This is a genomic window from Cupriavidus sp. WS, assembly GCF_000395345.1.
Lineage (GTDB): Bacteria > Pseudomonadota > Gammaproteobacteria > Burkholderiales > Burkholderiaceae > Cupriavidus > Cupriavidus basilensis_B.
The window spans coordinates 1-20,731 of sequence record NZ_AQPL01000133.1 but is presented as its reverse complement, the minus strand read 5'-3'; the positions used below and the strand labels follow the sequence as shown (position 1 = coordinate 20,731).

Annotated in this window: 18 protein-coding genes; 6 read left to right on the top strand and 12 right to left on the bottom strand. The window is 69.5% G+C overall.

What is annotated here, in order from left to right:
- Positions 1-22: 22 nt before the first annotated feature.
- The 3 genes from K206_RS38090 to K206_RS0112545 form a co-directional block, all read right to left on the bottom strand.
- Positions 23-2,809: a fimbria/pilus outer membrane usher protein gene (locus K206_RS38090; RefSeq protein ID WP_020202765.1), complete on the bottom strand. Its 2,787-nt coding sequence runs from the start codon at positions 2,807-2,809 to the stop codon at positions 23-25.
- A gap of 175 nt (positions 2,810-2,984) precedes the next feature.
- Positions 2,985-3,746, bottom strand: a complete 762-nt coding sequence (locus K206_RS0112550) for a fimbria/pilus periplasmic chaperone (protein WP_043366437.1) — start codon at positions 3,744-3,746, stop codon at positions 2,985-2,987.
- A gap of 31 nt (positions 3,747-3,777) precedes the next feature.
- Positions 3,778-4,347 (bottom strand): fimbrial protein, encoded by a 570-nt coding sequence (locus K206_RS0112545; protein WP_020202763.1) that lies wholly within the window; start codon positions 4,345-4,347, stop codon positions 3,778-3,780.
- 591 nt (positions 4,348-4,938) lie between these two features.
- On the opposite strand from K206_RS0112545, the gene K206_RS0112535 reads away from it, so the two are divergent.
- Positions 4,939-5,691 (top strand): carbonic anhydrase, encoded by a 753-nt coding sequence (locus tag K206_RS0112535; protein ID WP_020202762.1) that lies wholly within the window; start codon positions 4,939-4,941, stop codon positions 5,689-5,691.
- A gap of 33 nt (positions 5,692-5,724) precedes the next feature.
- Here the strand turns inward: K206_RS0112535 and ppk2 are convergent, their stop codons facing one another.
- The 6 genes from ppk2 to K206_RS0112505 all read right to left on the bottom strand — a co-directional run bounded on the left by ppk2 (position 5,725) and on the right by K206_RS0112505 (position 11,708).
- Positions 5,725-6,861 carry a polyphosphate kinase 2 gene (ppk2, locus tag K206_RS0112530; protein WP_020202761.1) on the bottom strand — a complete coding sequence of 379 codons (1,137 nt, stop codon included), beginning with the start codon at positions 6,859-6,861 and terminating at the stop codon, positions 5,725-5,727.
- 145 nt (positions 6,862-7,006) lie between these two features.
- On the bottom strand, positions 7,007-7,990 hold the full coding sequence (locus K206_RS0112525) for a tripartite tricarboxylate transporter substrate binding protein (protein WP_020202760.1): 984 nt from the start codon (positions 7,988-7,990) through the stop codon (positions 7,007-7,009).
- Between the two features lie 72 nt (positions 7,991-8,062).
- Positions 8,063-9,217 carry a mandelate racemase/muconate lactonizing enzyme family protein gene (locus K206_RS0112520; protein ID WP_020202759.1) on the bottom strand — a complete coding sequence of 385 codons (1,155 nt, stop codon included), beginning with the start codon at positions 9,215-9,217 and terminating at the stop codon, positions 8,063-8,065.
- A complete protein-coding gene (locus K206_RS0112515) occupies positions 9,210-10,205 on the bottom strand; it encodes a hydroxyacid dehydrogenase (protein WP_029043551.1) in 996 nt (331 codons plus the stop codon). The genes K206_RS0112520 and K206_RS0112515 overlap by 8 nt, the downstream gene beginning before the upstream one ends.
- 15 nt (positions 10,206-10,220) lie before the next feature.
- On the bottom strand, positions 10,221-11,360 hold the full coding sequence (locus tag K206_RS0112510; protein WP_020202757.1) for a mandelate racemase/muconate lactonizing enzyme family protein: 1,140 nt from the start codon (positions 11,358-11,360) through the stop codon (positions 10,221-10,223).
- A 12-nt stretch (positions 11,361-11,372) separates the two neighbouring features.
- Positions 11,373-11,708 carry an NIPSNAP family protein gene (locus K206_RS0112505; RefSeq protein WP_020202756.1) on the bottom strand — a complete coding sequence of 112 codons (336 nt, stop codon included), beginning with the start codon at positions 11,706-11,708 and terminating at the stop codon, positions 11,373-11,375.
- A gap of 227 nt (positions 11,709-11,935) precedes the next feature.
- Between K206_RS0112505 and K206_RS38085 the strand changes: the two genes are divergently transcribed.
- Positions 11,936-12,712, top strand: a complete 777-nt coding sequence (locus tag K206_RS38085) for a GntR family transcriptional regulator (RefSeq protein WP_020202755.1) — start codon at positions 11,936-11,938, stop codon at positions 12,710-12,712.
- On the opposite strand, the gene K206_RS0112495 is transcribed toward K206_RS38085, so the two are convergent.
- Positions 12,701-14,248 (bottom strand): HAMP domain-containing sensor histidine kinase, encoded by a 1,548-nt coding sequence (locus K206_RS0112495; RefSeq protein ID WP_020202754.1) that lies wholly within the window; start codon positions 14,246-14,248, stop codon positions 12,701-12,703. The genes K206_RS38085 and K206_RS0112495 overlap by 12 nt on opposite strands.
- Complete coding sequence (locus K206_RS0112490; RefSeq protein ID WP_020202753.1) at positions 14,245-14,976, bottom strand: response regulator transcription factor; 732 nt, start codon at positions 14,974-14,976, stop codon at positions 14,245-14,247. The genes K206_RS0112495 and K206_RS0112490 overlap by 4 nt, the downstream gene beginning before the upstream one ends.
- A gap of 194 nt (positions 14,977-15,170) precedes the next feature.
- Between K206_RS0112490 and msrB the strand changes: the two genes are divergently transcribed.
- The 3 genes from msrB to msrA all read left to right on the top strand — a co-directional run bounded on the left by msrB (position 15,171) and on the right by msrA (position 18,365).
- Entirely contained in the window at positions 15,171-15,683 is a 513-nt protein-coding gene (msrB, locus tag K206_RS0112485) for a peptide-methionine (R)-S-oxide reductase MsrB (RefSeq protein WP_029043549.1), read from the top strand.
- A gap of 34 nt (positions 15,684-15,717) precedes the next feature.
- Entirely contained in the window at positions 15,718-17,511 is a 1,794-nt protein-coding gene (locus K206_RS0112480; protein WP_020202751.1) for a cytochrome c biogenesis protein DipZ, read from the top strand.
- A 119-nt stretch (positions 17,512-17,630) separates the two neighbouring features.
- Entirely contained in the window at positions 17,631-18,365 is a 735-nt protein-coding gene (gene msrA, locus K206_RS0112475) for a peptide-methionine (S)-S-oxide reductase MsrA (RefSeq protein ID WP_020202750.1), read from the top strand.
- A 24-nt stretch (positions 18,366-18,389) separates the two neighbouring features.
- On the opposite strand, the gene eno is transcribed toward msrA, so the two are convergent.
- Entirely contained in the window at positions 18,390-19,673 is a 1,284-nt protein-coding gene (eno, locus tag K206_RS0112470; RefSeq protein ID WP_020202749.1) for a phosphopyruvate hydratase, read from the bottom strand.
- A 202-nt stretch (positions 19,674-19,875) separates the two neighbouring features.
- Here eno and K206_RS0112465 point away from each other — a divergent pair.
- The coding region (locus K206_RS0112465) for a LysR family transcriptional regulator (RefSeq protein ID WP_052165872.1) at positions 19,876-20,731 on the top strand (856 nt) is incomplete at its 3' end.

Here is a 20,731-nt window from a genome sequence, read left to right as displayed (position 1 = left end):
CGCCTCCGGGTCCGTTGTCTGCCTACTGCCGTGCCGCGACCTTGCCGCCCTCGGCGCCGCCGGCCGGAATCGGCCTGCACTCGAGGTCCAGCGTTGCGTAGCCCTTGCCGGCGCCGGTTTCGCGCGCCGGCAGCGTGTAGTCGATGGCGCAGCGCTGGTCCGGCTTGCTGCCCCATTCGACGCGGATCGTGCCGTGGTCCTTCTCGCTGCGGATCACCAGGCGGCTGCCCTGGCCGACCGCGCCCACGGATGCGTTGGTCTCGGTGTCGATCACGCTGGCGGCGAACGGCAGCGGCTCGCCACTGGGCATGCGGCTGTCGATCAGCACGGCGCGCGCGCGGCGCGTCTCGTAGGAGAGCATCACCACCGCGCCGGCGCGCGGCGCCACGCTGCGCGAGGTGGTCTTCAGTTCCACGTCGTCGGCCATGCCCTTCGGATCGAGGTCGACGCTGTTGAGCTGATAGGGCGTGAGGCTCGGCACGATCGCGTAGCCGCGCCCGTCGATGGTCGCGCCGCCGGAATTGACCGTCGCGCCGGTGGCGTCGGGCGCCTTCACCACGCCGATGGTCTCGCCCAGCGTCTGGGCCGCCGAAAGGCCGCCCGGGTGCAGGACCAGCGCGCCCATGGCATTGGCCGACGCCTGGCGGTAGCCTTGCCCCTGCGCGATGCTCGCGCCCACCGTGGCACGCGAGGCGCGGTAGCTGATGCTGGCGTTGCCCGAGGTCGCGTTGCGGTTGTTGTCGTAGGTGCCGGACACCGAATACGACGCCGTGCCGCGCTCGTTGAGCGCGCCCGACACGCCGGTGGACACCTGGGCGCCGCGGTCGCTGTCGTGCGTGAAGAAGGTGTTCATGAGCGGCGTGGTGCGGGAGCCGCCGCGGCCGAGCGGAATCGAGAGATTCACACTGACCAGCGTGCTCTTGGGCGTGACGCTGGGACTCATGAAGCTGCCGCCGCCGGTGTAGGGCACGCTGGTGCCGGCCGACACGTTCTGCACGCGCTGCACGGACACCGAGTAGGTGATGCCGCGCCACTGGTTGCTGTAGCCGAGCGTGAAGCTCAGCGCCTGTCCGCGCTGGTTCCAGTACTGCAGCGAGGAGCCGTTGAGATAGACACTGCCGCCGCTGGCGCCGAGCTGCTGGCTGACGTTGGCGTCCATGCGCGCGCGCATGCGCGCGAACGAGTCGGTCGGCACGCCGCGCTCGGTCAGGTCGTGCAGGCTCAGCGCGTCGCGCAGGCCGAGATAACCGCCGGTGGAGTAGCGGTAGGCCGCCAGCGAGAAATTGGTGCCGCTGTTGGCGATGTTCTTGCTGTACGACAGCCGGAAGCTGGCGCCGCGCTTGCTTTCTCCGTTCGCCAGCCCGGTCCTGGCATAGGTCACGTCGGCGCCGAAGCCGCCCAGCGGCGTGTTGAACGCCGCGCCCACCAGCCCGGACATATAGTTGGTGGCGAAAGCCATGCCGCCGTAGCCGGTCACCATGTTGTTGATGCCGTGCTGCACCGTGCCCTGCACGATGTACTTGCCGCTGCCTTGCAGCGAGAGATCGCTGGCGCGGCCGGCGGTCACGCTGTAGCGCGTGGAGCCGGGGCGCAGCAGTTGCACGGTGGTGGCGAACGGCACCACGAACGTGCGCTCCTGCCCGTTGGCCTCGGTCACGGTGACGTTGAGGTCGCCGCCATAGCTGGCCACCTGCAGGTCGTCGATCTCGAACGGGCCGGGCGCCACAGTAGTCTCGTAGACCAGGTAGCCGCGCTGGTAGACCGAAACCTTGGCGTTGGAAGCCGCGGTGCCGCGCACCACCGGCGCGTAATAGCGCTGCGCCTCGGGCAGCATGCGGTCGTCGCTGAACAGCGACGCGCCGCGGAACGACACCGAATCGAACAGCTCGCCGCTGGTCGCGCTCTCGCCCACGAGCAGTTGCGAGCGCAGTGCGGTCACGTCGGTCTGGCCGTAGATGAAACCGCGCTGGTAGTGCGTGCCGGTCTGCGGCGACCACGTCACGGCGCCGTTGTGACGCACCCGCACCGGTCCCAGGTTCATGCCCAGGTTCACGCCCGCGTAGCCGTTGGTGGTGTTGTGCCCCTGGCTCTCGGTGGTGAAGACGTTGGTGTTGTAGTTCAGCAGCAGCGCGGGCACGCCGCTGTCCCACTGCTGCGGGTCGACGTAGTTGGTGAGCCCGGTCAGCCGCAGGAAGTATTGCGGCACGGTCAGGTAGGCGCGCTGCTCGGCCTGGTCGTAGCTCAATTCGGCGCCGGGGATGTAGCGCGAGATCTCGTCGCAGACCGCCCCTTCGGGCACCGGGTCCGGCACGTGCTGCGGATCCTGGCCGCGCGCCGCCTTGGCGAGGTCCACGCCGGCACGCGTCAGCAATTCGCGGCTGTAGCACGGCTGCGCGCTTTCCTTGCCGGGCACCTGTCTGAACTCGATGTCCTCGGTGCCGCGCCATTGGCCGTTGACCAGCAGCTCCGTGCGGTAGCGGCCGGGCGCCACGATGTCGGGCCGCTCGAAGCGGCTGGTGTCGATGGCGAAACCGTCGCCGCCCTGCACCAGCATGTAGGAATCGAACAGCACCGGCCTGGCGGCAAGCTGAAGCGCCGCGGTATCGGCCGTATCGGTGACGGCGGCGGCATCGCCGTCGCCGCGGTCCTGGCCGCGCTCCGCGCGCTCCTCGCGCGCCAGCCGCTCGCCCACCTGCGCGGTGGTATCCACGGGCTGGCGCGGACCCGCGCCCTGGCCCACCATCGTGGCCGCGGCCCATGCGGTCGGCGACATCGCGATCGCCGCCGCGGCGCTGACCAGGCGTGGCACGAAACGCTCGAGCCGAGACGGCGGCGGAGCGGCCACCGCGCGGGACCGCTGGGGCCGGCGAGGAAGGACGATGTAGGCAGGACGGGGAGAATACATGGCCGACGGGACTTTCCTGGATTCGAATTGGGAGTCCGCCATGTTGCGCAAGCGGCGGAAGGAGCGGGGCGCGATAGCTTCAGTTCGCCAGGGTCCGCTCTTCTATCGAGCGGCCGCCATAGTCGTTGATGACCTCGAAGCGGACCGACGCCTTGGCATGATTGCCAGGCTTGGTATCGGGCAGGGCAATGGTCTGCGTGGCAAGCGGCGCGACCATGCCGCCGGGCACCAGCACGGACTTGCCGTCCAGCGTAGCTTCGACGAACCCGAACGAAACGTAATACGGCGTGGGATTGCTCGCTTGCACCGCAAGCTGCTTGCCGGACTTGCCGTCGGTCCGGTCCACGCTGGCCAGCTTCCAGGTGAGCCTGGCGGCGGCGGCGTCCACGTCCTTGAGCTGCACCGGCCGGAAGAACACCTTGATGCGGCTGCGGAAAGCGAACTGCAGCACGTTCTCCGCGCCCTCCTGTTTCGAAGGCACTTCCAGCACGTTGAGCCAGAACAGCGACTCGCGGTCCGCGGGCAGCGCCTCGCCCGTGTAGGAAATGCGCAAGACCATGCCCTTGCTCGGCTCCACGCGGGAAACCGACGGCGCGAGCACGAACGGCACCCGCACCTGCTCGGGCGGAACGTCCGCGTGGCCGTCGTCGACCCAGCTTTGCACCAGCACGGGCGCGGCGCTGGGATTGTTGATGCGCAGCGTGACTTCGCGGGAGTCCGCGGGGAACACTACGCGGGTCCCCTGGATGACAATGGCCGCCTGCGCCGGCGCGGCGAGGGCGGAGAGCGCCATGACGCCGGCTGCGGCGAGGCGGGAAGACAGGTGTGCGACCGACGTCATGGCGTTCACGGGATCAGGATCCTGACCCGGCTCAGTTGTAGACCATCGTGTAGCGGATGAACGTGTTGGCGGCGCCCGGCGTGATGGAGCCAGCCGTCTGCACGTACACGGCGCTGTAGGTCAGCGTGGCGGTGTTGCCCGAGATCGTGGCCGTCTGCGGCGTGGTCTGCGCCACGTTCAGCGGGATCTTGCCGGACGCGCCGTTGCCGGCGTCGCTGACCTCGACCTGCACGCCCTTGGCCGCGCCGGTGCCCACCAGGATCAGGTTGCCTGTGTTGGGATCGATGTTGGACGAACCCGTATCGAAGGAGACCAGTGCCTTGCGGCCGTCGATGCAGTTCGTGCCGCCGCCCAGCGCCAGGCTGAACGGCACGGCGGTGCTGCGCGCATTCAGCCCGGTAAACACGTTCGGATTGATCGTACCCAGATCGACCAGGGTGTGATTGCCACCGCCCGGCTGATGGCCGTTGATGGTGCAGCTCACGTCCGTGATGCTGCCGGTGAAGTCGATCTGGCCGTCGAACGCGTGCGACAGCGACGGCGTCAGGGCGGCCAGGGCCACGCAGGTGGTGGCGAGGGATGCAACGATTGTGCGCTTCATGTGATTACCTTTTCAGGTTGAGGTGAGTGGAGCTATGACCGTCTTCGCCGCATCGCTCTCATGACCGCGCGGTGGCAACCGAACCGCTTCGCCGGCCATGGAAAATGGCCATGCCCGGTCTGGCATCTCGGCATTCGACGCTTCATTTCCGGGGAGATCCGCGGTGGCAACCACATCACTCTCCGGTAATGAAAATGTACTGTCCGGCGCGCATGAAGATTCCACGAAGCATCTCTTTGATATCGAGAAACGTCATTTTTTGATTGGTACTAATTCCAATGAATGCATAGGACGCGTACGACATAACGTGTCGATTCTTCTGAGACGCGCTTCGTAAACGTCTGTCTTTCTTGCGGCCGATGCGACCTTTACGTCGTCCTGTCTCACTGCTGCCAGTTGTCCTCGCGCCCAAAAGGAGACGACAGGCAGATATGCAGAAAATGGAAATCGAGATCAGAAGATTCACAGTGAAAAATCGAAACTTCCGAGTTATCCGCCGCATCGCCAAATTCATCATGCGTTGGCAGACTTCGGGCTCGCAGCGCGGCCCGGCGCGCTGCCCGACATGGAAAGACAACCAGGGGAAACAGGATGAAGACAGAGATGCTTGCCGCGGCGCTGTGCGCGCTGCTTGCCGCTCCCGCGGCATTCGCCGGACACGAGGCGCACTGGAGCTACTCGGGCCGCACCGGCGCCGAGCACTGGGCGGACCTCGACAAACGCTTTGCCGGCTGCCGCGGCGGCGCGGCGCAGTCGCCGGTGGACCTGGGCGGCGTGCAGGAGAAGGAGGACGGCGGCGCGGCGATGGCCTTCGCGTACCGCGGCGGCGCGGCGGAACTGGTCAACAACGGCCACACCATCCAGGCGAACCTGCGCGGCGCGGGCACGGCGCGCATCGACGGCGCGGCCTACCAGTTGCTACAGTTCCATTTCCATACGCCCAGCGAAACCACGTTCGACGGCAAGGCCTATCCGCTGGCCGCGCATCTGGTCCACAGGGATGCCGAGGGCCGGCTTGCGGTGGTGGCGGTGCTGTTCAGGCTGGGCGAGGAGAACGCGGCCCTGAAGCCGGTCTTCGCCAGCCTGCCCGCCCATAAGGGAGAAAAGCGGAAGCTGGCCGCGCTCGACCCGGCGCTGCTGCTGCCTGGCGCGCGCGGCTATTACGCCTACATGGGTTCGCTGACCACGCCGCCGTGCAGCGAAGGCGTGCGCTGGCGCGTGTTCAGGACGCCGCTGGAGATTTCCGCGGCGCAACTGGCGGCGTTCCGCGCGCTGTACCCGATGAACGCGCGCCCCGCGCAGCCGCTCAACGGACGCGAGATACGGTCCGGCGGCGCGGACTGAACGACAGCCCGCGCCGCCGAAGCGCTGGCCGGGCTAGCCCGCCAGCGCCCGCCCGACGATCAGCGGATCGGTCGGGCCGACCGCCTCGACGTCGCGGTTGGCGTAGGGAAAGCGCAGCAGCACGTGCCGCATCGCGTTCAGGCGCGCCCGCTTCTTGCAGTCGGAGCGGATCACGGTCCACGGCGAATCGGCGGTGTCGGTGCGCGCGAACATCGTTTCCTTCGCCCGCGTGTAGGCATCCCACTTGTCGAGCGAGGCGACGTCGACCGGGCTGAGCTTCCACTGCTTGAGCGGATGGATCTCGCGCTCGCGGAAGCGCCGGCGCTGCTCTTTCTGGCTGACCGAGAACCAGAACTTGAACACGTGGATGCCGCTGCGCACCAGGTGCCGCTCGAACTCGGGCACCTGCATCAGGAAATCCTGGTATTCCTGCGGCGAGCAGAATCCCATCACGTGCTCCACGCCGGCGCGGTTGTACCAGGAGCGGTCGAACAGCACGATCTCGCCGGCCGAGGGCAGGTGCTGGACGTAGCGCTGGAAGTACCACTGGCCGCGCTCGGATTCGGTGGGCTTTTCCAGCGCCACCACGCGCGCGCCGCGCGGGTTCAGGTGTTCCATGAAGCGTTTGATGGCGCCGCCCTTGCCGGCCGCGTCGCGCCCCTCGAACAGGATCACCACGCGCTGGCCGGTTTCCTTGACCCAGGCCTGCAGCTTCAGGAATTCCACCTGGAGCCGGTATTTCTGTTTCTCGTAATTGCGCCGCGACATCAGGTTCTGGTACGGATACAGGCCCTCGCGCCAGCCCGGCGACAGCTCGTGGTCCGGATGCCTGCGCTTGCCCACCTGCCAGGCGCCGGGATCGCCTTCGAGGATGAGGCTGCGCAGTTGCGCGGCTTCGTCGGGAGACATGCCGTCCATCAGCGTCCTGACCACGCCGAGCATGCCTTCCTCGCCCTCGACGGCGGCCTGCGCGAGGATGTCCTGCATGCTGCTGGCCGCCAGTTGCGCGGCGGCGTCCACGGCGTCGATGACGGTGTTGCGCTCGGCCGAGCGCGGCGTGCGGGTCGGAATCACGTCGCCCTTGGCGACCGGGCGCGCATCGGCTGGCGGGTTGGCGGAATCGGGCTGGCCGGAGGGGGACGAATCGATGTTATGTACGTGTGCTGCCATAGCGGGTATCGGAAGGGTTGCGCGGTAGCGCGATGCCCGGGAACCCGGCAGCAACTCCGGCGGGAATCGGGAATCGCGAGTTTGATTATGCGCAAACACCGCCCGGCGGCTCTTGATGCAGATCATCAGCCGCCCCCAACGGCGCTCAGTCCGGCTGGATATGCGCCTCGGCGATGATCCTGGCGGCCTTGTCCATCTCCGACTTGATATGCGCGGCGAACTGCTCGGGCGTGCCGGCCACCACCTGCAGGCCGGCCTTCTCCAGCGTCTCGACCGACGACGGCTGGCGCAGCGCGGCCACGATCTCGGTGTTGAGCTTGGCCAGGATGTCCTTCGGCATGCCCGCCGGCCCGACGAAGCCGTACCACGACGACGCCGTGAAGCCCGGCACGCCGGCCGACGCCACCGTGGGCACGTCGGGCATCTGCGGCAGCGGCTTGTCGGCCGCCGTCGCCAGCGCCAGCAGCTTGCCGCTGCGGGTGTGCGGCGTGGCCGTGGGCAGCACGTCGAACTCGACCGAGACGCGCCCGCCGAGCAGGTCGGTATAGGAATTGGACGAGCCCTTGTAAGGCACGTGGACCATCTTGATGCCGGCCATGTACATGAACTGCTCCATCGCCAGGTGCTGGGACGAGCCGCTGCCGCCCGAGGCGTAGCTGATGCTGTCCGGGTGCGCCTTGGCCAGCGCGATCAGCTCGCGCACGCTCTTGACCTTGAGCTGCGGGTTGGCCACCAGCAGCATCGGCGCGTTGACCGCCAGCGTGACCGGCGTGAAGTCGCGCACCGTGTCGTACGGCACGTTCTTGTAGAGGCTGGCATTGGCCGCGTGCGTGCCGGGCGAGGCGATGCCGAGCGTGTAGCCGTCCGGCGGCGCCTTGGCCACGAACTCCGTACCGACCATGCCGTTGGCGCCCGGGCGGTTCTCCACCACCACCGGCTGGCCCCATTTCTCGGTCAGCTTCTGCCCGACCAGGCGCGCCAGCAGGTCGGTGCTGCCGCCGGCCACGTAGGGCACGATGATGCGGATCGGCTTGCGCGGGAAATCCTGCGCCGTGCCCTGCGCCGCGGCCAGCGGCGGCGCGGCCAGCGCGATGGCGGCCGCGGCCGCCAGTAGCGTCTTGATGTACATGTCTGTCTCCTGTCTGTAGTTATGTTGTCCTGCATTGCCGCGCCGGCGATCCGGCGCGGCTAGCCCGCTCCCCTACACATAGGCCGGCCCCTCGATCACCGGATGCGCGCGCAGGAAATCCTCGTCCACCTCGATGCCCAGCCCCGGCGCCTCGCCCGGCATGACGTTGCCATCCGCGTCGAGCCGGTCCGGCCGCGTGGTCAACTGGTCGCGGAACAGGTTTTCGCGAGCCACGTCGGCCTCGAAGTAACCGGGGTTCTCGATGGCCGACAGCAGGTGGATGCTGGCCGCCATGTTCAGCCCGCTGGCGGACGTGTGCGGATGGATGGCGAGCTTCTCGCCCGATGCCATCGCCGCGATGCGTAGGCCTTCGGTGATGCCGCCGGTCTTGGACAGGTCAGGCTGCAATACCTGCACCGATTCCTCGCGGATCAGGCGGTTGAACTCGAAGCGCGTGTAGTGGTTCTCGCCGGCGGCCAGCGGCACGCCGCCCAGCGCGGCGGCGTGGCGGTAGTCGCGATAGTCCTGCGGCGGGAACGGCTCCTCCAGCCACGCCACGTCCATCGCCACCAGCGCCGGCATCACGCGGCGCACGTCGTCGAGGCGGTAGCCGGTGTTGGCGTCCACCATGATCTTCAGCTCCGCGCCGAAGGCCCGGCGGATCGCCTCCAGCCGCTCCACGTCGCGCGCCACGCTGTCGCCGAAGCGCAGCTTCACCGCGCGGTAGCCCTGCGCGCGCAGCGCCGCCACCTCGTCCACCAGCGCCGCCGGCGGCTGGAAGCCGAGCGAGATGCCGCCGGCATAGGCCGGCACCGGCTTGCGGCTGCCGCCCAGCAGCTTGTACAGCGGCCAGCCCACCGCCTTGCCGCGGATGTCCCACAGCGCCTGGTCGATGCCGCTCATGGCCAGCGCGCACGCGGTGCCCATGCCGTGGCTGGCAAGCTGGCGCACGTAGATGCGCGCCCACGCGCCGACCACGTCGTGCGCCTCCATGCCCGTCACCAGTTGGCGCAGCGTGGTGTTGATCAGCTGGGCGATCGCGCCCGGGCAGCGGCCGTGGTGCGATTCGCCCCAGCCCACCAGCCCGCCTTCGGTGATCACCTTGACGATCAGCGCGTCGCGCTTGACCGCGCGCCCGATGCCGAGCGTCACGCCCTGCCTGACCGGGAACGAGGTGGCAAACCCTTCCACGCTGACGATCTTCAGGCTCGATTGGGTATCAGGCACGTTGCACCTCCACGGCCCGGCGGCTGGCATGGCCGTCCCAGACCTGCGGGTTGACCAGGAACTCGGGACGCTCGCCGGCAATGAGCTGCAGCAGCTGGCGCGCCGCGCCCGTGCTCATCTTCTCCGAGCTCTCTTGCGTGAGCGACGCCGCGTGCGGGGTGAGCATCACGTTGTCGAGCGCCAGCAGCGGATGCGCGGGCGCCAGCGGCTGCCGCGCGAACACGTCGAGCGCAGCGCCGGCGATCCAGCCTTCGCCCAGCGCCCGCACCAGCGCGGCCTCGTCGACGACCTCGCCGCGCGCGGCGTTGACCAGGAACGCGCCCGGCTTCATCGCGCGCAGCCGCGCCGCGTCGAGCAGGTGATGGGTCTGCGGCGTCAGCGGACAGTTCAGCGAGACGAAATCGCTTCGCCGCAGCAGTTCGTCCAGCGTGACCCGCGAGACGAAGTCCGGCAGGCCGGCCTCGCCGGGCTGGCTGGCCAGCACGGTCATGCCGAACGCCCCGGCGCAGATGCGCGCGAGCCTGCCGCCGATATTGCCCAGGCCGACGATGCCAACCGTCTTGCCCGCCAGCTCGACGGTCGGCGCGCTGAGCGCGCGCGCCTCGGCCCAGCCCGCGCCGCGCAAAGCCGCGTCCATCATGCCGAAGCGCCGCGCCAGCGCGAGAAAGGCGCCGATGCAGTATTCGGCCACCGCCTGCGCGTTGGCGCCGGGCACGTTGGCCACGGGAATGCCGAGCGCGGTGGCGGCATCGACCGGAATCATGTCGAGCCCGGTGCCGTTGCGCACCACGCCCTTGAGCCGGGGCGCGCCGTCGAACAGGTCGGCGGGCAGGTGGCTGCGCACCAGCAGGTAGTCCGCGTCGCGCACCATGCGGCGCAGCGTGTCGGCGCCGGTGTCGGGCGCCACCACCAGTTCCGCCACCGGCGCCAGCAGGGCGGCGCCGGATGCGTGCATGGGCAGCGTGCAGAGAATGAGAGGTCGCGTCATGTGCGTTCTCCCGCTTCAGGCGACACGATATTTGCGCAGGACTTCGCGGTCGATCTCGATGCCCAGCCCCGGCCCGGTCGGCACCGCGACGATGCCGCGCGTGTGCGTGAGCGGCGTGGTGCTGAGCTCGTCGCGGAACGGGTTGAAGGTCTGCTCGTACTCCAGCATCGGATGCACCGGCACCAGGCAGGGCGGGCAGTTGGGCAGCGAGGCCAGGAAATGCATGGTGGCCGCCAGCCCGATGGCCGTGCCCCATGCGTGCGGCACGCACTGCACCGAATGCGCCTGCGCCAGCGTGGCGATCTTCTTGCACTCGGTGATGCCGCCGGCCGCGCACACGTCCGGCTGCACGATGTCCATCGCGCGCTTTTCCAGCAGATGGCGGAAGCTGAACTTGGTGAACTCGTTCTCGCCGCCGGCGATCGCCATGTCCAGCCGGCGCGACACCTCCACGTAGCCGTCCACGTCCTCCGGCGAGATCGGCTCCTCGAACCAGTGCACGTCGAGCTTCTCCAGCTCGCGGCCGATGTTGATGGCCTGCGGCACCGTGAAGCAGTGGTTGGCGTCCACCATCAACTGCACCTTGGGGCCGATGGCGTCGCGCACCGCGGCCACGCGCTCCAGGTCCTTGTGGATCGAGCCCAGGCCGATCTTCATCTTGATCGCGCCGAAGCCCTGCTCCACGTAGCCCTGCGCTTCCTCCACGGCCTCCTCCACCAGGCGGTTCATGTCGCGGAAGTACAGGCCGGTGGCATAGGCCTGCAGCTCGGTGCGGAAGGCGCCGCCGATCAGCTTGTGGACGGGCTTGCCGCAGGCCTTGCCGATGATGTCCCACAGCGCGATGTCGATGCCGCTGATGGCCGAGATGTTCATCCCGGTCATGCCGTAGTCCTTGACCTTGTTGTACAGCTCTTCCCAGATCACCTCGACATCGAACGGGTCGCGCCCGATCACGGCGGCGCGCAGCACGGTCTCGACGATGGCGCGGTTCACGGCCGCCGGCCCGTAGCAGTCGCCCCAGCCGACGATGCCCTCGTCGGTCACGATCTCCACCACCAGCGCGCCCTTGGTCTTGTAGTACCAGCCGCGCGAGGAGGTGAAGGGCTCGTCCACGTTCACCAGCAGCTGGTGCGTGATGACATCGGTAATTTTCATGTTCGCTTCGCTTCAGGACAGGTAGGCGGGCTCTCTGGCCCAGGGGGAAAACGCGGCCGGCACCAGGATCTTGTTCTCCTGGGTCAGCACCAGCGGCTGCACCTTGACGGCGTAGGCCTGCCACGCGGGATCGGCCAGCAGGCGCGCGCGCCGGGCGGCGCGGTCCTCGAGGTCCTGGTAGGCCCACAGGTGCACCACCTGGTTGAGCGGGCCCAGCTCGCTGGTGAAGTAGCCCAGCAGGTGGCCCAGGATGGGGCGCTGGATGGCGAGGCCCTCGGCCTCGTACATCCTCACGTAGGCCTGCGCCTTGCCGCAGTGGCAGGTGTAGACCCGCTCTTCCACAATCATCGTCGTCTCCTTTGTCTTCGCGTCGGTTCCTGGCGGTTCCCGGCAGTACCGCGCGAAGTCTATTTAAACTATAAACCTATATAGGACTACAGTGCTGCTAGTATAGACACGGAAACGAAACTGTCAAATGGCCATTGATGTGGCCGTTGATGGTTGCTTGAGACGAGGCGGTCCGGGCGCGGCAAGGCGCGCGCCGGCAGGATGGCCCGCAAGAAGAGGAAGAAAAGATGATGGAAGCACCTGGCGTGGATGCCATCGCGCAATGGCTGCCCGACACGCTGCGCGCGCGCGAGCGCTCCGGCCTGCCGAAATACCTGCAACTGCGCGACGCCGTGTCCGACGCGATCGACGACACGCGCCTGCGCGGCGGCGACAAGCTGCCGGCCGAGGAAACCCTGGCGCAGATCAGCGGCTTCAGCCTGGGCACCGTGCAGCGCGCGCTGGCCAGCCTCGCCGAGGACGGGCTGGTGGTGCGCCGGCAAGGCTCCGGCACCTTCGTGGCCGCCGGCGAGCGGCCCATGACGGCGCCCTTCTATCACTGCCGCTTCCTCGACGAAAGCAGCGGCGAGATCCTGCCGATCTTCTCGCACGCCATCGGCAAGCAGACCGTCACCGAGAGCGGCCCGTGGTCGGCGCACCTGCCCGGCGCCGCGTGGCACCGCGTGGACCGCATCTTCTCGGTCAACAACGAGTTCGACCTGTTCACCAGCTTCTACGTGGTGCAGGGCCGCTTTCCGGAACTGGAAGAGGAGCCGGTCGAGGCGCTCCAGGGCATCAACCTGAAGGAATTCCTCGCGCGCAAGGCGCGCCAGGCGGTCACGCACTTTGCCGAGACGCTGACGGTCGGCGTGTTCCCGCCGGCCGCGTGCCGCGCCATCGGCGTCAAGCCGGGCACCGCGGGCGCGACGCTGGAGATCCGCGCGTTCGACAAGCGCGGCGACGCGGTCTATTTCCAGACCATCGCGATCCCGCCCAACCCGCGCCGGCTGCTGCTATCCAACTGAGCGCCCGGCCACCGGCAGCTCGAAGCGGAATACCGCGCCCGCGCCTTCGCGCTCGAGCAGGCGGATCTGGCTGTGGTGCAGCTGCAGCATGCGCTGCACGATCAGCAGCCCCAGCCCGCCGCCGCGATGCGCGCCCGCGCTGAAGGCGCGCTGGAACAAACGCTCGCGCAAGGCCGGCGCGATGCCGGGGCCGGTGTCGCTGACCGTGACCGACACCTTGCCGTCGCCCACGGCGAGATCGACATCGACGGCGCCATGCGCGGGCGTGTGGCGGATGGCGTTGTCCAGCAGGTTGGTCAGCACGCGCTCGATCATGCCGAGGTCCGCCGTCACCGCGGGCAGCCGCGGCGGGATGCCGGCGCGCAACTGCACCTGGCGCGCCTCGGCCGGCAGCTCGAATTTCTGGAACACGTCCTGCAGCAGGTCCGCCAGCGAGAACGCTTCCAGCGCGGGCTGCACGATGCCGTGCTCCAGCCGCGCCAGCTCGAACAGCGACTGCGCCAGCCGCCCCACCTTCACGCTCTGCGCCAGCGCGATGGCGAGGTAGCGGCGGCGCTCGGCGTCGCCGAGCGTCTCGGCCTTGAGCGAGAGCGTTTCCAGATAGCCCTGCAGCGAGGTCAGCGGCGTGCGCAGGTCGTGCGAGATATTGGCCACCAGCTCGCGCCGCTCCTGGTCCTGCTTGGTCAGCGCGCGCCATTGCTCGGCGATGCGCCCGGCCATCTGCGCGAACGCGGCTTCGAGCGCGGCGATCTCGTCGCGGCTGCCCGCGGCGGACGCGCGCAGCAGGCCCGGCTGCGCCGCGGGCGCGGTTTCCGGGTCGGCGTCGGCATTGAAGCGCCGCATGGCCTCGGTCAGCCGGCGCAGCGGCCGCGTGATCAGGCCGAACGCCACCAGCCCGGCCACGAGGCCCAGCGCCGCCACCAGCGCCATCGACCACAGCGTGGTGCGCAGCACCGAGCTGGCCGACACGCGCGCGGCCAGCTCGTCGTGCGTCTCGCCCAGCAGCACCACGTAGATATAGCCGCCCGAGCGCAGCGGCGCGGCGCTGAACACCTTGCGGCCGGTGGCGCTGCGCGGGTCGTCGCCGAGGATCGGCAGCGCGCCGCCGGCCAGCAGGCGGCGCACCGGCTGCAGGTCCACCTGCTCGCGCTGCAGGCGCCCGGCCGGCGCGTCGTGGCCCACGACATGCCCCTGGCCGTCGAGCAGGTAGACCTCCACGCTCGGGTTCACCACCATCAACTGGCCGAACAACTGGCGCAGCGCCTCGGGCTTGAGACCGTCGGCATCCATCAGCACGGCGTTGCGCGCGATGTGCGCGGCCAGCCCGCGCGAGAGATCCTGGATGACCTCCTTCTCGTGCATGTCGTTGGAGCGGACCTGCAGCCACGCCGAGGCGCCGCAGCAGGCCAGCAGCAGCACCGAGAACACCAGCGACAGCCGCTGCGTGAGCGTGAGGCCGAAGCGCGGGCCGCGGCGCGCGGGCCGCTCCTGCGCGGCGCCGGTGGTTTCGGCCGCGCTCTCGGTGAGGGTGTTCATGTCGCGTCTCCCGGCGCGCCGGCAGGCCCGGCCGCCAGCTTGTAGCCGTGTCCCCACACCGTGAGGATGCGGCCGGGCTGCGCCGGATCAGCCTCGATCTTGGTGCGCAGCCGGTTGATGTGGGTGTTGACGGTGTGCTCGTAGCCTTCGTGCTGGTAGCCCCACACGGCGTTGAGCAGGTCCATGCGCGAGAACACCTTGCCCGGGTGGCGCGCGAAGAAATACAGCAGGTCGAACTCGCGCGGCGTCAGCTCGATGCGCCGGCCGTCCACGGTGGCCTCGCGCGCGATCGGGTCGATCGACAGCCCGCCCAGCACCAGGCTGCCCGCGTCCACGCGCAGGTCCTTCGCCAGCGCGTCCACCCGGCGCAGCAGCGCCTTGACGCGCGCCACCAGCTCCAGCACCGAGAACGGCTTGGCGAGATAGTCGTCAGCGCCCAGCTCCAGCCCCAGGATGCGGTGCACCTCGCTGGAGCGCGCGCTGGTGATGATGATGGGGGTGTAGCGCGCCATCGCGCGGGCGCGCCGGCAGATCTCCAGCCCGTCCACGCCGGGCAGCATCAGGTCGAGGATCAGCGCGTCCCAGTTGCCCTGCTCGAGCAGGCGCAGGCCCTCGTTGCCGTCGGCGCTGTGCACGACTTCGTAGCGCTCGTCGCGCAGGTGCAGGCTGAGCACGTTGGCGATGTCGACGTCGTCTTCGACGATCAGGATGCGCTTGGGATGGTCCATTGGCGGCGATAGGAACGGTGAAAAGACGGAAAAGACGGAAAAGACGGAAAGGCGGATGGCGCCCGCGCAGCCATTGTGCAGAATTCCGCGCCGCCGAGTTATCACATTTAATTTAACCTTTCGTGAGGACTCCGGGATCGCGCCGGCCATAGGATGCGTCCATCGATTCGTGGAACCCACGCAAGGAGTGCATCATGGGCAGCAGAAGGCGCTTTCTATTGTCGGGCGGTGCCGCCGTGGCGACCATCGCCGTGGCGGGCGGGTGGCGCGCCCTGGCGGCCGGCCCCGCCGGCGCGGGCAAGCCGGCCGAGGTCTTCGAGGTCATGAAGACCGACGCGCAGTGGCGCCAGCTGCTGACCCCGGCCCAGTACGAGGTGCTGCGCCAGGAAGGTACCGAGCGCCCCTACAGCAGCCCGCTCAACAACGAGCACCGCGCCGGCGTGTTCGCCTGCGCCGGCTGCCAGCTCGACCTGTTCTCCTCGCGCGCCAAGTTCGACAGCCATACCGGCTGGCCCAGCTTCTGGGCGCCGCTGGAGCACGCCGTGGGCACCACCGAGGACCGCAGCTTCGGCACCACGCGCACGGCGGTGCACTGCCGCCGCTGCGGCGGCCACCTCGGCCACGTGTTCGACGACGGCCCCAAGCCCACCGGCCTGCGCTACTGCATGAACGGCGTGGCGATGACCTTCCGCCCGCAGGCCGCCTGACGCGCCCGGCATACCATCACATCTGGACCACGCCATGTTTCTCATCGTACTCGCCTATCTCGGCGGCGCGCTCACCATCCTGAGCCCGTGCATCCTGCCCGTGCTGCCGTTCGTGTTCTCGCGCGCGGACCAGCCTTTCCTGCGCAGCGGCCTGCCGCTGCTGGCCGGCATGGGCCTGACCTTCGCCGCCGTGGCCACGCTGGCCGCGGTGGGCGGCGGCTGGGTGACGCAGGCCAACCAGTACGGCCGCTGGCTCGCCATCGCGCTGCTCGCCGTGTTCGGCCTGACGCTGCTGCTGCCGCGGCTGGCGGAGCGGCTGATGCACCCGCTGGTCAGCGCCGGCAGCCGCCTGTCGGCCTTCGCGCAGGCCGACGGGCAGGTGCGGCCCGGCTCGTCCTTCCTGCTCGGCATCGCCACCGGCCTGCTGTGGGCACCGTGCGCCGGCCCCATCCTCGGCCTCGTGCTGACCGGCGCCGCGCTGCGCGGCGCCAGCGCGGGCACCACGCTGCTGCTGGTGGCGTATGCGGCCGGCGCGGCCACCTCGCTGGCGGTAGCGCTGCTGATCGGCGGGCGCGTGTTCACCGCGATGAAGCGCTCGCTGGGCGCGGGCGAATGGCTGCGGCGCGGCATCGGCGCGGCCATGCTGCTGGGCGTGGTGGCAATCGGGCTGGGGCTGGACACCGGCGTGCTGGCGCGCGTGTCGACCGTGGCCACCGGCGGCATCGAGCAGCACCTGGTGGACCGGCTGGCGGGCAGCCCCGCGCCGGCGGCCGACACGGCTGGCGGCCCGGCCATGATGGCGGCCTCCAGCGCGATGATGCGCGCGGTCGGCGCAGACGCCGCCCCGGCGCTGCCGGTCGAAGGCCAGCTCCCCGCGCTGACCGGCGCCGTGCAGTGGCTGAACTCCCCGCCGCTCACCGCCGAAGCGCTGCGCGGCAAGGTGGTGCTGGTGGACTTCTGGACCTACTCCTGCATCAACTGCCTGCGCACCCTGCCCTACGTCAAGGCATGGGCGCAGAAGTACCGCGACCAGGGGCTGGTGGTGATCGGCGTGCACGCGCCGGAGTTCGCCTTCGAGCGCAACGTCGGCAATGTGCAGAAGGCCATGCGCGACCTCGGCATCGACTACCCGGTGGCCATCGACAACAACTACGCCATCTGGCGCGCCTTCAACAACCAGTACTGGCCGGCGCACTATTTCATCGATGCCAAGGGCCAGATCCGCTTCCACCATTTCGGCGAAGGCGAATACGCGCGCTCCGAGCAGGTGATCCGGCAACTGCTGGCCGAGGCCGGCCACGCCGGCGCGGCCACGGTCGCCACCGGCATCGGCGCGGCGTCCGAGCAAGGCGTGCAGATGGCTTCCGACAAGGCCGACGTACGCTCGGGCGAGACCTACATCGGCTACGAGCGCGCCGAGCACTTCGCCTCGCCGGGCGGCCAGGCGCAGGACAAGCCGCGCACCTACGCCGCGCCGGCCCGGCCCGCGCTCAACGACTGGGGCCTGGCCGGCGACTGGACCGTCGGCGCGGAGCACGCCACGCTGGCCGGCAAGGACGGCCGCATCGTGTACCGCTTCCACGCGCGCGACCTGCACCTGGTGCTGGGCCCGGGCCAGGACGGCAAGCCGGTGCGCTTCCGCGTCAGCATCGACGGCGCCGCGCCGGGCGGCGCGCGCGGCATGGACGTGGCGGCGGACGGCAGCGGCACGGTCACGGAGCAGCGGCTGTACCAGCTCGTGCGTCAGCCCGGCACGGTCGCCGACCACACGTTTTCCATCGAATTCCTGGACCCGGGCGTGGAGGCGTATGCCTTTACGTTCGGCTGATTCAACACATCTCCTGCTGCCGGTGTTCTCCCCTCTCCCGCGTGCGGGAGAGGGGGGCAAACCACCAGCAACAAGCTGACTTTCCGCCAGCAACCTGATCTCACCAAGGACAGACCATCATGCCCACGCAATCGACCACCTTCTTCTCCCGCCTGACGCGCTCGGCCGGAGCCAAGCTTGCCGGCGCAGCCATGCTCGCCGCGGGCCTGGTAGCCTGGCAAAGCGCCAACTCCGCCGAGGATGCCGTCAAGATCCCGCCGCCCGCGCAGGACGAAAAACCCGCCGCGCAGACCGAGACCGCGGTCTTCGCGGGCGGCTGCTTCTGGGGCGTGCAGGGCGTGTTCCAGCACGTGCGCGGCGTCAAGCAGGTCACTTCCGGCTACGCCGGCGGCGCGGCCGGCACGGCGCAGTACGAGACCGTGAGCGGCGGCAACACCGGCCATGCCGAATCGGTGCAAGTCACCTTCGATCCCGCCCAGGTCAGCTACGGCCGCCTGCTGCAGGTGTTCTTCTCGGTGGCGCACAACCCGACCCAGCTCGACTACCAGGGCCCGGACCACGGCACGCAATACCGCTCGGCCGTGTTCCCGCTCACCGCCGAGCAGCGCAGCGTGGCGCAGGCCTACATCGCCCAGCTCGGCAAGGCGCGCGTGTTCGGCGGCCCCATCGTCACCCGCGTGGAAGACTACAAGGCCTTCTACCCGGCCGAGGCCTACCACCAGAACTTCCTCACGCTGCATCCGGCCCATCCGTACATCGTGGTCAACGACCTGCCCAAGATCGGCTACCTCAAGCAGATGTTCCCGGACCTGTACCGCAACGACCCGGTGCTGCTGAAGGTGGCCGGCTCCTGACGCGCTGGCCGGTGCGCGCCGCCTTCAGCCCCGCGGCTGGAAGGCGGCCGCGCCCGCGTAGCGCGCCCGCGCGCCGAGCGCGCGCTCGATGCGGATCAGCTGGTTGTACTTGGCGGTGCGGTCCGAGCGCGAGACCGAGCCGGTCTTGATCTGCCCGCAGCCGGTCGCCACCGCCAGGTCGGCGATGCTGGTGTCCTCGGTCTCGCCCGAGCGGTGCGACATCACCGCCGCGTAGCCCGCCGCCCGCGCCACGCCCACGGTATCGAGCGTCTCGGTCAGCGTGCCGATCTGGTTGGCCTTGACCAGGATCGCATTGGCGACGCCGGCCTCGATGCCCTGCCGCAGCAGCGCGGCATTGGTGCAGAACACGTCGTCGCCCACCAGCTGGCAGCGCCCGCCCAGCCGCGCGGTCAGCAGCTTCCAGCCGTCGAGGTCGTCCTCGGCCATGCCGTCCTCGATCGAGAGGATCGGGTAGCGCGCCACCAGCCCCGCGAGGTAATCCACCTGTGCCTCGGCGCTGCGCGTCACGCCCTCGCCGCGGTAGACGTAGCTGCCGTTCTCGTGGAACTCGCTGGCGGCGGGGTCGATGGCCAGCGCCACGTCCGTGCCGGCGCGGTAGCCGGCGCGCTCCACCGCGCGCAGGATGAAGTCCAGCGCCTCGTCCGCCGCGCGCAGGTCCGGCGCGAAGCCGCCCTCGTCGCCCACGTTGGTGTTGAAGCCCGCCGCCTTCAGGTCCAGCCGCAGCGTGTGGAAGACCTCCGAGGCCATGCGCACGCCTTCGGCAAAGTCCGGCGCGCCCACCGGCACGATCATGAATTCCTGGAAATCGATGGCGTTGTCCGCATGCGCGCCGCCGTTGACGATGTTGATCATCGGCACCGGCAACACATGCGCCTGCGGCCCGCCGAGATGCGCGAACAACGCCTGCCGTCCCGACGCCGCCGCCGCGTGCGCCACCGCCAGCGACACGCCCAGCAGCGCGTTGGCGCCGAGCCTGCCCTTGTCCGGCGTGCCGTCCAGTGCGGTCATGATGCCGTCCACCCGCCGCTGGTCGCGCGCGTCCACGCCGGCCAGCGCCGCGCGCAGCTCGGTATTCACCGCCGCCACCGCGCGGCTCACGCCCTTGCCGAGATAACGCGCCGGGTCGCCGTCGCGCAGTTCCACCGCCTCGCGCGCGCCGGTGGATGCGCCCGAAGGCACCGTCGCCCGGCCTGTCGCGCCGTCGGCCAGCGTGACCTCCACCTCCACCGTGGGATTGCCACGGCTATCCAGCACCTCGTATCCCTGCACCTGACTGATCTCGCTCATCCTGCCGCTCCGTTGCCTGAAAGAAACCGCCTGCGGCGCCACGGCTTCGTGAGCAATCTTCACGCTGACGGATGTTCCGCCGCGTGGGAGAAGCGCTCCTTCCCGCCACAACGCACTCGATGGATGGCATGTTAGGGAGAACAAGCCTCCGGCAAAACCAAGTTATTCTTCCCAATTCGTCAGTTTTTTGCATATTCACGCTATGCGGACCCTGCCCCCGATGTCCACGCTGCGCGCCTTCGAGGCCACCGCGCGCACCGGCTCCATCACCCGCGCGGCCGAGGAGCTGTGCCGCACGCACGGCGCCGTCAGCCGCCAGTTGCGCCAGTTGCAGGAACACGCCGGCACCACGCTGTTCGACAAGGACGGCACCGGCGTGCGCCTGAACGCGCGCGGCCAGGCCATGTACGACGTGGTGCGCGCCGTGTTCGACCAGCTCGAGCAGGGCTACGGCCGCCTGCTCGACCAGGCGCGCGGCCCCAGCCTGCACGTGGCCTGCAGCGCCACCTTCGCCATGCGCTGGCTGGTGCCGCACCTGGTGGACTTCTACCGGCTGCGGCCCGACATCCGCATCCGCCTGTCCATGACCTCCGCGCGCGAGATGCGCACCGAAGGCGCCGACGTGGTCATCGCCTGGGACCTCAGCGCCTACGCCGAGGCCGACCGCCGGCGCGCGCTCTACCTCGCGCCGGCCACCTTCGGCCCGGTGCGCGCGCCGGCGTACAAGACCCCGCTGCGCGCCGCCGTGCGCATCGCCCACGACTTCACCTCCAGCGCCTGGGACCAGTGGCAGCGGTTGTCCGGCAAATCCATCGCGCACGGCGGCGAGCTCACCTTCCCGCACACCCACCTGTGCATCGAAGCCGCGCTCGCCGGCGCCGGCGTGGCGCTGGTCGAGCAACGCCTGATCCACAAGGAACTGCGCGACGGCCAGCTCGTCGCGCCGCACGGCTTCGTGCGCTTCGCGGGCGGGCTGATGGCGGTGCCCGCCGCGCGCGAACTGCCGCGGGACATGGATGTGTTCATCGGGTGGCTGCGGGGGACGTTGGGGGCGGAGG